This is a genomic window from Pseudomonas sp. KCJK9016 (assembly GCF_046231795.1).
Lineage (GTDB): Bacteria > Pseudomonadota > Gammaproteobacteria > Pseudomonadales > Pseudomonadaceae > Aquipseudomonas > Aquipseudomonas bananamidigenes.
On the sequence record NZ_JBJJMM010000013.1, the window covers coordinates 111,096 to 123,593 of the forward strand.

Here is a 12,498-nt window from a genome sequence, read left to right on the forward strand (position 1 = left end):
ACGGAGCAGACACACATGAGTGCATCACCCGATCTCTCAGCCGCCGTTGCCGACAGCGATGCCGAACAACTGCGCCAACTGGGCTACACCTCCAACTTCAACCGCAGCATGAGCCTGTGGGAAAACTTCGCCCTTGGCTTCACTTATCTGTCACCGGTCGTAGGGGTCTACACCCTGTTCGGCCTGTGCCTGGCCGCTGGCGGTCCACCGATGTTCTGGGCTTACTTGCTGGTCGGTTGCGGTCAGCTGCTGGTGTGCCTGGTCTTCGGCGAAGTGGTTTCGCAGTTCCCGATTTCCGGCGGTGTCTACCCTTGGGCGCGTCGCCTGGTGGGCAAGAAATGGGCGTGGATGGTCGGCTGGATCTACTCCATCGCCCTGTGCGTGACCATCGCCGCCGTGGCGGTCGGCGCCGGCCCGTACCTCGCGGCCATGCTGGGTTTTGAACCGAGCAACAACACCAACATCGTCATTGCGCTGGTGCTGACATTGTTCGCAACGCTGGTCAATCTCAGCGGCACCCAAACACTGGCACGCATTGCCATGTTCGGCTTCCTCTGCGAACTGGTGGGCGCGGTGATCGTCGGTGTGTACCTGCTGATTTTCGAGCGTCACCAGCCGATCAGCGTGCTGTTCAACACATTCGACATCCGGGTCGACGGCTCTTACTTGCCGGCGTTCCTCACCGCATCACTGGCGGGGATGTTCCTCTACTACGGCTTCGAGGCCTGTGGCGATGTGGCCGAAGAAACCCCGAACCCGAGCAAGAAAATCCCGGTGGCCATGCGCATGACCATCTACATCGGCGGCATCGCGGCGATGTTTGCGTGCCTGGCGCTGATCCTCGCTGTGCCGGACATGCAGGCGGTGATCAACGGCACCGACAAGGACCCGGTCACCACCATCCTCAACAACGCCTTCGGCCCGGTCGGTTCGAAAGTGGTGATGGGCGTAGTGATGATTTCCTTCATCTCCTGCGTCATCAGCCTGCAAGCAGCAGCGAGTCGTCTGCTGTATTCCTACGCTCGCGATGAAATGGTCATCGGCAGCCGACTGCTGAAAAAGATTTCTCCTACGACCCAGGTTCCGGTTGCCGCGCTGTTCGTGTCCGGCGTCCTGCCCGGCCTGATCATCGCCCTCGGCTTCTTCCTGCAAGACGCCGTGGCCACCATCGTCAGCTTCGCCGCCATCGGCATCTACCTCGCATTCCAGATGATCGTCCTCGCCGCCCTGTACGCCCGCAGCAAAGGCTGGAAACCCAGCGGCAAATTCACCCTCGGCGCCTGGGGCTGGCCGGTGAACATCGGCGCGCTGGTGTACGGCGTCGGCGCAATCATCAACATGGCCTGGCCCCGCACCCCGGATGCGGCGTGGTACATCAACTACGCGATGGTGCTGAGCACGGTGATCGTGATTGGGTTGGGGCTGGTTTATATGTGGATTGGCAAGCCGTATGACCATGGGAAGGCGCCGGCTGGGGATGCTTGGAAGGTGAGTCGCTAAACACAGTCGACCCGGAAATTCAGATATTTCCGGGGCGATTTACGAATCCAGGATACTTAAAAACGCGCCTAAAAATCAGGAAGGTGTAATCAACTCGACGGAGGGGAAATAATTGCGGTAACGCTTAGAGTCGCGTGTCAACAACGGTAGTTTTTTTACAGCCGCATGAGCACCAATGAAAAAATCCGCCAACACATTGTGTTTTCCTCCGCCGACCTTTCGATAACGAACGAACGCTTTACCAGCTAAAAAGAGCGCAGGTCGAGGAATTTCCTGCATGACTAAGCCGAGCTGATTAACCACCCCATCCAGAGCTTCAAACGTTGAAAACGTCTGGGATAACTCTGCATAGACGATCGGGTTAATGACCAACTCATGAATTAGAGACTGAGCGCGAAGTTGCTGGATAGACCAGTCAGCCCAAGCTGGGTCGTCTTCCAAAATATCAATCAACACATTGGTATCAACCAACACCATTAATCATCACCCCGAAGCAACGCCATCAAATCATCGGTCCGCCATTTGATATCGGCTTTGCCACGAACAGCATCAAATCGATCCGGAATTTTCGCTTTGCCTGCATCGGGCTTCGCACTGTGCAGCACCACCTCTCCCTGCTCATTGACACTGAACTCAATCGCCGAGCCCGGCGTGAGATGCAAGGCATCACGGATTGGCTTGGGAATCGTCACTTGACCCTTACTCGTCATGGTTGTCGTCATGTCATGCTCCTTGAGTATTACTCGCCACACCAACGTAATACTTGGTTTCGGGATCTGCAACCGCCGCTGATCGTAGGACTACTCCGACCGATTTAAAGGACGACAGCGCAGTGCTTTAAAGCGTTTTGCTCTGACGATAAACAGCTGCCATAGGTTGGATCGTCGGGAAGAAAACCTGAGGTTCGTTCCGTGGATTCGAATGAATATAGGAAAAATTGCGGCTCAGGGGCCTCCTCTCTGCAGAACATGCAAAAACAGGAAATTCCTACAGATGCTGCCTACGAGAAAGATCTTCAATTCCGACAACAAGCGTCGATTAACCGGGCTTGGCACCATAAGCACCTGACCGATACGCTTCTTTTCGGCAGCGAAGTCAGCAGCCCGGTGTCGAAGCCGGAACAAAGTCAAAATGGCGCAACCGCACTCATTCGAGTGGCGGCTCTATTCTCAATATTGGAGTCGACGAATGCCCAATCAAACTCAAAATTCCTCTAAAGATCATCCTTACTTCATCCCCACCGTATTCACCCGCCACAACCGCTTCCTCCACGCCCTTCTGCTCGATCACCAAGCCTGGTTTTGCGCTCAGGATCTGGGCCGCATGATGGGACATCCCTTGAACCCACGCGTCACCCTGAAACTCGACCCCGACCAACGCCGTACCGTCCGCCTGCGCAAGTACGGCAAAGTTGTCGAGACGCCAATGGTCAGCGAATCCGGCATGTACGCGCTGCTCGTCCATCATTTCATTCCGGAAAACCGCAATCTGCGGCAATGGCTGAGCAATGAGGTGATTCCCATCCTGCGGGAAACCAGCTCAGCAACAGCGGAAAACTACCCGAGCCTGAGCTCCGTGCATTGGGCCGGAGTCACCGTGCCGCTGCTCCACTGGCAACAACAGGCCTGGGTGAAATGGCGGGACATGCCTGAGTTGATGCTGGCACACCGTCCCCGGTAAATCTCAAAAATTGAAAAGGGGCGAACTTCACAGTCCGCCCCTTTGGTTTTTCACTTCAAAACCGCGAAACACTCCTCATCGCATCCACCAGATACCGCATCGCAATCCGGTCGCTCTCCGACAACTCCCGGTAACGCTCCACCAGCTTCAGTTCATCAGGACTGAGCCGGCGTCTTCGCCGGATGTGGGTGAGGCAGGGAAAGATGCCCAACATTTCGGTGATGCCTTGTCCTTTTGCCATGGACGATGTCCTTTTCCAGTACGTCAGAAATTTCTCGAAAACTCCATCGCCCTGCTCCTTTAGCAGCGATTTGAGCCCTGCCGGTCGGATCGATCGAGACCGGCCTTGCCCATAGAATAGAAATTAATTCGGCGCTGAAAAGCGGTTTTTAGAGTAATTAGTCGAAAAAAGCAGATATGCCCTGTAAATCAGAAAAAGCTGTGGGATAAGTAACCGTAACGTCTTGTTTCATTGAGACGCTATCGCGGTGCCATCAATGATTTTTGCAAAATCAGCGAACGGATTAAGCTAGCGCGCATCTGTTACTAGTCCGTAGCGTTTGGCCGAAGGCTTGTCCGAACCGTAATTTCTGATCCAGTACGTGCCAGGAACGGCGCGGGATTGTCCACGACAGGTTGTATCTATGCACCGCAGGAATTTGCTCAAAGCGTCCATGGCCATTGCGGCCTATACCGGTCTTTCGGCCACGGGCCTGCTGGCCTCCCGGGCCTGGGCCGCCTCTGGCGGTGCCGCCGACGGTGAAGCCCAGGCCTTCGACTTCGAAACGCTGAAGCGCCAGGCCAGACAACTGGCCGGCAGCGCCTATCAGGACACCAAACAGGTGCTGCCGCCAACCCTGGCGACCATGACCCCGCAGAACTTCAACGCGATCCGCTACGACGGCGAACATTCGCTGTGGAAGGAGAACAAGGGTCAGCTCGACGTGCAGTTTTTCCACGTCGGCATGGGTTTCCGTCAACCGGTGCGCATGTACAGCGTCGATCCCAAAACCCGCACGGCCCGCGAGGTGCATTTCCGCCCTCAACTGTTCAACTATGAAAACACCTCGGTCGACACCCAACAGCTCAAGGGCGACCTGGGTTTTGCCGGCTTCAAGCTGTTCAAGGCACCGGAACTGGATCGCCACGACGTGGTGTCGTTCCTTGGCGCCAGCTACTTCCGCGCAGTGGATGCCACTGGCCAATATGGCCTCTCCGCCCGTGGACTGGCCATCGACACTTACGCCAAAAAGCGCGAGGAATTTCCCGATTTCACCAAGTTCTGGTTCGAGACTCCGGATCAGAACGCGACCCGCTTCGTGGTCTATGCCCTGCTCGATTCGCCGAGCGCGACCGGCGCCTATCGCTTTGACATCGACTGCCAGGCCGAGCGCGTGGTCATGGAGATCGACGCCCACGTCAACGCCCGCACCGCCATCGAACAACTGGGCATCGCGCCGATGACCAGCATGTTCAGTTGTGGCACCCACGAGCGCCGGATGTGCGACACCATCCACCCGCAAATCCATGACTCGGATCGTCTGGCCATGTGGCGCGGCAACGGCGAGTGGATCTGCCGCCCGCTGAACAACCCGGCGACCCTGCAATTCAACGCCTTCGCCGACACCGACCCGAAAGGTTTCGGCCTGGTGCAGACCGACCACGAGTTCGCCAACTATCAGGACACGGTCGACTGGTACAGCAAGCGTCCTAGCCTGTGGGTAGAACCTACAACCGCGTGGGGCGAAGGCTCTATCGACTTGCTGGAAATTCCTACAACCGGCGAAACCCTCGACAACATCGTCGCGTTCTGGACGCCGAAAAAACCGGTGGCTGCCGGCGATTCTCTGAACTACGGCTACAAGCTCTACTGGAGCGCCCTGCCGCCGGTCGGCACGCCGCTGGCGCGGGTGCATGCGACCCGTTCGGGCATGGGTGGATTCGTCGAAGGCTGGGCACCGGGTGAACATTACCCGCCAGTCTGGGCCCGTCGTTTTGCCGTGGACTTCACCGGTGGCGGTCTGGATCGCCTGCCGCAGGGCACCGGGATCGAACCGGTGGTGACGTGCTCCAACGGCAAGGTGCAGGACTTCAGCGTGCTGGTGCTGGATGACATCAAAGGTTACCGGATCCTGTTCGACTGGTACCCGACCAATGACAGCGTCGATCCCGTGGAGCTGCGCCTGTTCATCCGCACCAACGACCGCACATTGAGCGAGACCTGGTTGTACCAGTACTTCCCGCCGTCGCCGGACAAGCGCAAGTACCCTTGAAAGATCGCTGGTAACTGAGCAAGCCTGCTCGCGATGACGTCAGTCCAGGCGACAGTAAAAGTGAATATCGTGGGGTTCGAGAGCAAACAGCCCGGGATCCGGTTGCTCCAGCAACCGACAACCCTGGCGCTGATAGAACTCCACGGTATTGCGCGATTCCGTCGCCGAGACATACAACGCCTCGGCCCCAAGCTTGCGGCCATGCTCACAGGCACGGGAAAACAAGCGCCCGCCAAGCCCCTGCCTACGCCAGGCACGGCTGATGTGCAGAAATTTCAACTGCCGCATGCTCAGGCCCTCATTGTGAATAACCCGGTTATCCACAACCACCGCCGCCACCAGCGTTTCCTCATCGAAAAGTCCGTGTAACCAACCGCCGCTGCGCCAGCATTTTTCCAATACCCGCGCATTCTCCTCCGCCTCCCCCTCGGGCCATCCGCGCATGTCGAAACGCGCCGGATACAGAATCAACTCACCGTTTTCCACGCGATAACATTCCTCGACCAACTCACTACGGTCAATCAGCGTCAACAGTGGCAAGTCCGATTCAGTCAGCGCGCGTTCGATCAACATGCGATCCATTCCTTTGCAATCCTGGGCGGCAGGCAAGAAAAACCCGCCGGTTCATTGGCGGGTTTTATAGGCTTTGCGACCGGTCGGAATCAATCCCGCAAATCAGACTCGTGAATCGGCTGGTCACGATGGGTCGCCCGCTGATATTGCGCCGGCCACACCGCTTTGCGACCGCCCAGGTCATCGTCGGCATGCAACGGCCAGTAAGGATCACGCAGCAGCTCGCGGGCGAGGAAAATGATATCGGCCTGACAGGTCCTCAGAATGTGCTCGGCCTGAGCCGGCTCGGTAATCATGCCCACGGTGCCGGTGGCAATGCCTGACTCCTTGCGCACCCTTTCGGCGAAGCGCGTCTGATAACCCGGCCCCACCGGAATTTCGGCATTGGCTGCAGTGCCACCCGAGGAGACGTCGACAAGATCCGCACCAAGCGCTTTCAAGCGTCGCGCCAGCTCCACGGTTTCATCTGGGTTCCAGCCGTCCTCGACCCAATCGGTGGCCGAAAGACGCACAAATACCGGCAATTCTTCCGGCCAGACGGCGCGCACTGCTTCCGTCACTTGCAGCACCAGACGAATACGGTTTTCGAATGAGCCGCCGTACTGGTCGCGGCGCTGGTTACTCAGTGGCGAAAGAAACTGGTGCAGCAGATATCCGTGTGCCGCATGCACCTCGACCACACTGAAACCGGCGGTCAGCGCACGTCTGGCCGCGGCCACGAAATCCTGAATGACTTGGGCGATCTGCTCCTCATCCAGCTGTTTCGGTTGGGTGTGTTGCGGGTCGAAAGCAATCGGCGAAGGCCCCACCGGCGTCCAGCCGCCATCCTCGGGTTTGACGCTGCCATGCTTGCCGATCCATGGCCGATGAGTGCTGGCCTTGCGCCCGGCGTGGGCCAGTTGAATGCCGGCCACTGCGCCCTGCGCATTGATGAATCGGGTGATGCGTTGCAGCGGTGCGATCTGTTCGTCGTTCCACAGGCCCAGGTCTTCGGCGGTGATCCGCCCGTCGGCCGTGATCGCCGTGGCTTCGGTAAATACCAGGCCAGCGCCCCCCACGGCACGGCTGCCGAGGTGCACCAGATGCCAGTCGTTGGCCAGGCCATCAACGCTGGAATACTGGCACATGGGCGACACGGCGATGCGGTTGGACAGGGTCAGTTGGCGGAGGGTGAAGGGTTCAAGCAGCAGACTCATGGGGCACCTCTCAAATCAGTGGGCAGGCTCCAGGGTTCTGTTTGAAAAGTCGACGAGTGACAGGAAAAAGGTACAGCACCCGCCCCCGCGGGCAAAAAAATCGACAAGACGTCACAAGGCCAATCAAGCAGTGCTTAGAGCCTAGTCGACATCCGGGGATGCAGGAGGGTTCAGAGTGATTCTGTGTGTGTAAGTCCGCCTGCTCGCGAAAGGGTCAACGCGGTTCGATGTGGGCAATCATCAACTGCACCGTCTCATTGCCGCGAAATTCGTTGACGTCAAGCTTGTAGGCCAGCTCAACCCATTGAATGGTCGGATTTGGCCACACGTCACGATCAATGCCGAACGCGATACCATCGAGCTTCACCGAACCGCATTCGCTTTTCAGCACCACTTTCAGGTGCCGTTCGCCGACCACCCGTTGTTCGACCAGCTGAAACACGCCATGAAACAGCGGTTCCGGGAAATGCTGGCCCCATGGCCCGGCGTGGCGCAGGGCGCGGGCCAGCTCCAGATGAAACTCTTCGACAGCCAGGGTGCCATCCGACAGCAGGCGTCCGGTCAGGTCTTCTTCGCGAAGCTGCCTGCGCACCTCGGCATCGAAGGCTTCGGCGAACAACGGAAAATTTTCCTGCGGCAAGGTCAGACCCGCCGCCATCGCGTGGCCACCGTACTTGCTGATCAGATCAGGATGCTGCGCTGCCACCACGCTCAGCGCATCGCGAATATGAAAGCCCTGCACCGAGCGCCCCGACCCTTTGAGCAAGCCGTCGCCGGCATCGGCAAAGGCGATGGTCGGACGGAAATAACGCTCTTTCATCCGCGAAGCCAGAATGCCGATGACACCCTGGTGCCATTCCGGGTCGAACAGGCACAGGCCGAACGGCATCGACTCGACCGGCAAATCCTTGAGCTGGGCCAGCGCTTCGCGCTGCATGCCCTGCTCGATGGATTTGCGATCCTGGTTCATGCCGTCCAGTTGCGCGGCCATTTCCCGCGCCAGTGCAAAATCGTGGGTCAGCAGACACTCGATGCCCAGGCTCATGTCATCCAGTCGCCCCGCCGCGTTCAGGCGCGGGCCGACGATGAAGCCGAGATCGGTGGACGTGATGCGCGACGCGTCACGCTTGGCCACTTCGAGGATCGCCTTGATCCCGGGCCGCGCACGCCCGGCGCGAATCCGTTCCAGCCCCTGATGCACCAGAATCCGGTTGTTGGCGTCCAGCGGCACCACGTCGGCAACGCTGCCCAATGCCACCAGATCCAGCAGTTCGCCGATGTTCGGTTGCGGCTTGCTCTCGTACCAGCCGAGGCTGCGCAGGCGTGCGCGCAAGGCCATCAACACATAGAAAATCACTCCGACGCCGGCCAGCGCCTTGCTCGGAAATTCACAGCCGGGCTGGTTGGGATTGACCAGCGCATCGGCCTGCGGCAGTTCATCGCCGGGCAAGTGGTGGTCGGTGATCAAGACCTTCAGCCCCGAGCGTTTCGCGGCGGCCACGCCTTCGACGCTGGAAATGCCGTTGTCCACGGTAATCAACAACTGCGGTTCGCGGGTCAGCGCGACTTCAACGATTTCCGGGGTCAGGCCGTAACCGTATTCGAAACGGTTCGGCACCAGATAATCGACGTGCGCCGCACCCAGCAAACGCAAACCGAGCACACCGACGGTACTGGCCGTCGCGCCGTCCGCATCGAAGTCACCGACGATCAGGATCCGCTGACGCTGCTCCAGCGCCGTGACCAGAAGATCCACCGCCGCATCGATCCCCTTGAGCTGCTGAAACGGAATCAGCCGCGCCAGGCTCTTGTCCAGCTCCGCTTCGGACCGCACGCCCCGCGCCGCGTACAGGCGAGTCAGCAGCGGCGGCAGGTCACCGAGAAATGGCAGAGTGGCGGGCAACGGGCGGGGATCGATACGCATGGGGTGACAGGAACTTCTCTTGAATACGTGGGATTTTTCGGGAGTGGCGCGGACTCAACCGCGCTCGCCCAGCAACCAGGTCAGCTGCACTTCGTGCTGGCCACGGTCGTCGGTGACGAAGACCGTGCCTTCGCTGATCATCACGTCCCACTTGATGACGCGGGGCATGTCCTGAGCCAGGGTTTCCAGGACTTCCTGCGGGACGGCGGCGATGTTGACGTTTTTCAGGCCCTTGACCGCCGGCACCACTTTGCCTTCCCAGACGCGCAGGCTGCCGTAGGCCAGCAGGCTGGTGCGCTCGGTGCGACGGGAGCACCAGGTCAGGCGATCGACATCCGGCTGGCCGACTTCGATCCAGTGCAGAACGCGATCGTCCAGACTCTTTTCCCACAGCGCAGGTTCGTCCACGTCCGACAGACCACGACCGAAGGACAGTTGCTCGCTGTACCAGAGCGCGTAGGCCAACAGGCGCACGGTCATGCGTTCTTCGGTTTCCGAAGGGTGGCGGGCGATGGTCTGCTTCACGTTCTCGTAGACGTTGCGGTCAAGATCGGTGAGGTTCAGTTCGAATTTGTAGGTAGTGGACGGCTGGGCCATGAACGGGCTTCTTGATACGAGGAAAGTCGGCAAGTCTAACCGATGCCGCAGGCAATCCACGAATTGATGGCGATCAACCTTGCATGACTGACGGCCGGCTATGTTAAAACGCTGTATCTGCCCAGCCTTGTCCTACAGGATTTCGCATGCCGTTCGCCAACAAACCCCTCAGCGGTCTGAAAGTCATTGAATTGGGTACCTTGATCGCCGGCCCGTTCGCCTCGCGCATCTGCGGTGAGTTCGGCGCCGAGGTGATCAAGATCGAATCGCCGGACGGCGGTGATCCGCTGCGCAAGTGGCGCAAGCTGTATGAAGGCACCTCCCTGTGGTGGTTCGTCCAGGCGCGCAACAAAAAATCCCTGACGCTGAATCTGAAACACCCCGACGGCCTGGCTGTCCTGAAAAAGCTGCTGGGCGAAGCCGATATCCTGATCGAGAACTTCCGCCCCGGCGTCCTGGAGAAACTCGGCCTGAGCTGGGAAACCCTGCATGCGCTGAACCCGAAACTGGTGATGGTGCGCCTTTCAGGCTTCGGGCAGACCGGCCCGATGAAAGATCAGCCGGGGTTCGGCGCCGTCGGCGAATCCATGGGCGGCCTGCGCTACATCACCGGTTTCGAGGACCGACCACCGGTACGCACCGGAATTTCCATCGGCGACTCGATTGCGGCGCTATGGGGGGTGATCGGCGCATTGATGGCCCTGCGTCATCGCGAGGTCAACGGCGGCCTCGGCCAGGTCGTCGACGTGGCGTTGTACGAGGCGATTTTCGCGATGATGGAAAGCATGGTCCCGGAGTTCGACGTGTTCGGTTTTATCCGCGAACGCACCGGAAACATCATGCCGGGTATCACGCCGTCCTCGATCCACACCAGCGCCGACGGCAAACATGTGCAGATCGGTGCCAACGGCGATGCGATTTTCAAACGCTTCATGCTGATCATCGGCCGCGACGACTTGGCCAATGACCCGACGCTGGCCAGCAATGACGGGCGTGACACCCGTCGCGACGAGTTGTATGGCGTGATCGACCGCTGGGTCAATTCGCTGCCGCTGCAAACCGTGCTGGATCTGCTGAACCAGGCTGACGTCCCGGCCAGCCGGATCTTCAGCGCCGAAGACATGTTCAACGATCCCCAGTACCTGGCCCGGGAAATGTTCCTGCACGCCAAACTGCCGGACGGTAAACCTTTCAAGATGCCCGGCATCGTGCCGAAACTCTCTGAGACACCCGGTACGTCCGAATGGGTCGGACCGCAGCTCGGTGAACACAATGCGCAGGTACTCCACGATCTTGGCTACGACGAGAAGCAGATCGCCCGGCTGCGCGAAGACGGAGCCATCTGAGCTGAAACATCAACAGGTCCCTGCCTTCAACCGCGCCCACCACTGGTGGACGTGGCGGCTGTTCGGCCTGCTTTTTCTGCTGGTGCTGCCAGCGTGGGCGCAGGCCAAACCGACGCTGATCTGGCTGTTGCGTGACCTGCCGCCCCTGACCATTTTCGAAGGCCCGAAAAAGGGCCAGGGCGTCATCGATCAACTGATGCCGATACTGATAGCCGGCATGCCGCAATACGAACACACCCTGATGCGGGTCAACCGCGCCCGCGGCATCCAGATGCTGCATGAACACACGTTTGCCTGCGATCCCTCATTGGTCTGGAACAAGGAAAGGGCGCAATGGATTGCGTTCTCCGTTCCCGCCTTCCGCGCCGTCAGTAATGGACTGGTGATTCTTCACAAAGATCGCGAAAGACTGGAACCGTTTCTGGTCGAGGGCCAGGTCGATCTTTCATCGTACATGGCCAAAGGCGAGAAAAAGGTCGGGGTGGTGGCAGAGCGAAGTTATGGTGACTACGTCGACGATCTGCTGCGCCAAGCGCCGAACGACTCGTTGACGCCTCACTATGGCAACGATGCGCTCAGCAGCCTGCTCTCGATGCAGCGACTGGGTCGCCTGCAAGCGGTACTGGGTTACTGGCCGGAAATCCGTTACCAGGCACGCCAGGTTCAGATCAATGAAGACGAACTGGAATTTTTCCCCATTCACGGTGCCGACAAGTACATCTCCAGCCATGTCGGCTGCACCGACACCACTCAGGGTCGACAAGCGATACGCGAAATCGATCAACTGCTGCGCACGTTACCCCACGAACAGCTGAATCAACTCTACGCCGAATGGCTCGACCCTGATATGCGCCCGGACTATCTGGAACAGGCACGGATTTATTTCCGGGAGCAGGCTGCGCAGTAAATCCCGGGCAAAAAGAAACCCCGAGAAGTGGGGAGACGACTCGGGGTTAAACGTGGCCTTGATCAAAGACCCGTGGCAGCAAGCGACAAGCACCGGAGCACAATGCTTGATCCTGCTGCTATCGGGTCTGACTGACAGGGATGCAGGAAGGTTCCCACAAAAGACAAATCTGTTTCAAAGCGCCGGATGCTTGTCCCGGGCGGCATTGCGCAATGCCGCGATCACGCAGGGCTCCAGCCGGCCTTCGGCAATCAGGATGTCGCGGTGCAGACCGTCGACCACATCCGTCAACTGGCGCTTGTCACTCAATTGTGCCTGATTGAATTCTCGTTCCACCACGATGGCGCCACTGCCGTTCTTCAGCGTCACCAGACATTCGCCATGCAGACCGCACGGGGCCAGCGTTACCTGATACGGGCTCAGAGCCTCACCGAGCAATAGACTGATACTTTCCATCCCGATCTCCACTCAATAGTCCGAAAACACAGTGCCTGGGGCGTGT

At 59.0% G+C, this 12,498-nt stretch carries 14 protein-coding genes; 6 read left to right on the forward strand and 8 right to left on the reverse strand.

Going from position 1 to position 12,498, the window contains the following annotated elements; all coding sequences use genetic code 11:
- The first annotated feature begins 15 nt into the window (after positions 1 to 15).
- Positions 16 to 1,500, forward strand: a complete 1,485-nt coding sequence (locus ACK6BI_RS14975) for an APC family permease (protein ID WP_409317671.1) — start codon at positions 16 to 18, stop codon at positions 1,498 to 1,500.
- 75 nt (positions 1,501 to 1,575) lie between these two features.
- Here ACK6BI_RS14975 and ACK6BI_RS14980 read toward each other — a convergent pair whose 3' ends face one another.
- Together ACK6BI_RS14980 and ACK6BI_RS14985 are read right to left on the reverse strand one after the other, a co-directional pair.
- Positions 1,576 to 1,977 carry a type II toxin-antitoxin system VapC family toxin gene (locus ACK6BI_RS14980; RefSeq protein WP_409317672.1) on the reverse strand — a complete coding sequence of 134 codons (402 nt, stop codon included), beginning with the start codon at positions 1,975 to 1,977 and terminating at the stop codon, positions 1,576 to 1,578.
- Entirely contained in the window at positions 1,977 to 2,222 is a 246-nt protein-coding gene (locus tag ACK6BI_RS14985) for an AbrB/MazE/SpoVT family DNA-binding domain-containing protein (protein ID WP_065259664.1), read from the reverse strand. Before ACK6BI_RS14985 ends, ACK6BI_RS14980 begins: the two co-directional genes overlap by 1 nt.
- 189 nt (positions 2,223 to 2,411) lie before the next feature.
- On the opposite strand from ACK6BI_RS14985, the gene ACK6BI_RS14990 reads away from it, so the two are divergent.
- A complete protein-coding gene (locus tag ACK6BI_RS14990; RefSeq protein WP_147407019.1) occupies positions 2,412 to 2,717 on the forward strand; it encodes a hypothetical protein in 306 nt (101 codons plus the stop codon).
- On the forward strand, positions 2,689 to 3,180 hold the full coding sequence (locus ACK6BI_RS14995; RefSeq protein ID WP_409317673.1) for a Bro-N domain-containing protein: 492 nt from the start codon (positions 2,689 to 2,691) through the stop codon (positions 3,178 to 3,180). The genes ACK6BI_RS14990 and ACK6BI_RS14995 overlap by 29 nt, the downstream gene beginning before the upstream one ends.
- Positions 3,181 to 3,235: 55 nt before the next feature.
- On the opposite strand, the gene ACK6BI_RS15000 is transcribed toward ACK6BI_RS14995, so the two are convergent.
- The gene (locus ACK6BI_RS15000; RefSeq protein WP_409317674.1) at positions 3,236 to 3,421 is read right to left on the reverse strand and encodes a hypothetical protein; all 186 of its coding nucleotides are present in this window, start codon (positions 3,419 to 3,421) and stop codon (positions 3,236 to 3,238) included.
- 403 nt (positions 3,422 to 3,824) lie between these two features.
- Here ACK6BI_RS15000 and ACK6BI_RS15005 point away from each other — a divergent pair, with 403 nt between their 5' ends.
- Positions 3,825 to 5,453, forward strand: a complete 1,629-nt coding sequence (locus ACK6BI_RS15005) for a glucan biosynthesis protein D (RefSeq protein WP_409317675.1) — start codon at positions 3,825 to 3,827, stop codon at positions 5,451 to 5,453.
- Between the two features lie 39 nt (positions 5,454 to 5,492).
- Here ACK6BI_RS15005 and ACK6BI_RS15010 read toward each other — a convergent pair whose 3' ends face one another.
- The 4 genes from ACK6BI_RS15010 to ACK6BI_RS15025 form a co-directional block, all read right to left on the reverse strand.
- On the reverse strand, positions 5,493 to 6,026 hold the full coding sequence (locus tag ACK6BI_RS15010) for a GNAT family N-acetyltransferase (protein WP_409317676.1): 534 nt from the start codon (positions 6,024 to 6,026) through the stop codon (positions 5,493 to 5,495).
- Between the two features lie 89 nt (positions 6,027 to 6,115).
- Positions 6,116 to 7,222 carry an NADH:flavin oxidoreductase/NADH oxidase gene (locus ACK6BI_RS15015; protein ID WP_409317677.1) on the reverse strand — a complete coding sequence of 369 codons (1,107 nt, stop codon included), beginning with the start codon at positions 7,220 to 7,222 and terminating at the stop codon, positions 6,116 to 6,118.
- Positions 7,223 to 7,436: 214 nt separating this feature from the next.
- Positions 7,437 to 9,146, reverse strand: coding sequence for a single-stranded-DNA-specific exonuclease RecJ (gene recJ, locus ACK6BI_RS15020; protein WP_409317678.1), 1,710 nt, complete (start codon positions 9,144 to 9,146; stop codon positions 7,437 to 7,439).
- 54 nt (positions 9,147 to 9,200) lie between these two features.
- Positions 9,201 to 9,743, reverse strand: a complete 543-nt coding sequence (locus tag ACK6BI_RS15025) for a YaeQ family protein (RefSeq protein WP_065259657.1) — start codon at positions 9,741 to 9,743, stop codon at positions 9,201 to 9,203.
- A 146-nt stretch (positions 9,744 to 9,889) separates the two neighbouring features.
- On the opposite strand from ACK6BI_RS15025, the gene ACK6BI_RS15030 reads away from it, so the two are divergent.
- The gene (locus ACK6BI_RS15030) at positions 9,890 to 11,089 is read left to right on the forward strand and encodes a CaiB/BaiF CoA transferase family protein (protein WP_409317679.1); all 1,200 of its coding nucleotides are present in this window, start codon (positions 9,890 to 9,892) and stop codon (positions 11,087 to 11,089) included.
- Positions 11,016 to 11,996, forward strand: a complete 981-nt coding sequence (locus ACK6BI_RS15035; RefSeq protein WP_409317680.1) for a TIGR02285 family protein — start codon at positions 11,016 to 11,018, stop codon at positions 11,994 to 11,996. The genes ACK6BI_RS15030 and ACK6BI_RS15035 overlap by 74 nt, the downstream gene beginning before the upstream one ends.
- Positions 11,997 to 12,170: 174 nt before the next feature.
- Here ACK6BI_RS15035 and ACK6BI_RS15040 read toward each other — a convergent pair whose 3' ends face one another.
- Positions 12,171 to 12,452: a DUF3509 domain-containing protein gene (locus tag ACK6BI_RS15040; RefSeq protein ID WP_065259654.1), complete on the reverse strand. Its 282-nt coding sequence runs from the start codon at positions 12,450 to 12,452 to the stop codon at positions 12,171 to 12,173.
- Between the last annotated feature and the right edge of the window lie 46 nt (positions 12,453 to 12,498).

Coding starts and splice junctions, on each gene's coding strand:
- ACK6BI_RS14975 (WP_409317671.1), top strand. CDS start 16: ATGAGTGCATCACCCGATCTCTCAGCCGCCGTTGCCGACAGCGATGCC.
- ACK6BI_RS14980 (WP_409317672.1), bottom strand. CDS start 1,977: ATGGTGTTGGTTGATACCAATGTGTTGATTGATATTTTGGAAGACGAC.
- ACK6BI_RS14985 (WP_065259664.1), bottom strand. CDS start 2,222: ATGACGACAACCATGACGAGTAAGGGTCAAGTGACGATTCCCAAGCCA.
- ACK6BI_RS14995 (WP_409317673.1), top strand. CDS start 2,689: ATGCCCAATCAAACTCAAAATTCCTCTAAAGATCATCCTTACTTCATC.
- ACK6BI_RS15000 (WP_409317674.1), bottom strand. CDS start 3,421: ATGGCAAAAGGACAAGGCATCACCGAAATGTTGGGCATCTTTCCCTGC.
- ACK6BI_RS15005 (WP_409317675.1), top strand. CDS start 3,825: ATGCACCGCAGGAATTTGCTCAAAGCGTCCATGGCCATTGCGGCCTAT.
- ACK6BI_RS15010 (WP_409317676.1), bottom strand. CDS start 6,026: ATGTTGATCGAACGCGCGCTGACTGAATCGGACTTGCCACTGTTGACG.
- ACK6BI_RS15015 (WP_409317677.1), bottom strand. CDS start 7,222: ATGAGTCTGCTGCTTGAACCCTTCACCCTCCGCCAACTGACCCTGTCC.
- recJ (WP_409317678.1), bottom strand. CDS start 9,146: ATGCGTATCGATCCCCGCCCGTTGCCCGCCACTCTGCCATTTCTCGGT.
- ACK6BI_RS15025 (WP_065259657.1), bottom strand. CDS start 9,743: ATGGCCCAGCCGTCCACTACCTACAAATTCGAACTGAACCTCACCGAT.
- ACK6BI_RS15030 (WP_409317679.1), top strand. CDS start 9,890: ATGCCGTTCGCCAACAAACCCCTCAGCGGTCTGAAAGTCATTGAATTG.
- ACK6BI_RS15035 (WP_409317680.1), top strand. CDS start 11,016: ATGCGCAGGTACTCCACGATCTTGGCTACGACGAGAAGCAGATCGCCC.
- ACK6BI_RS15040 (WP_065259654.1), bottom strand. CDS start 12,452: ATGGAAAGTATCAGTCTATTGCTCGGTGAGGCTCTGAGCCCGTATCAG.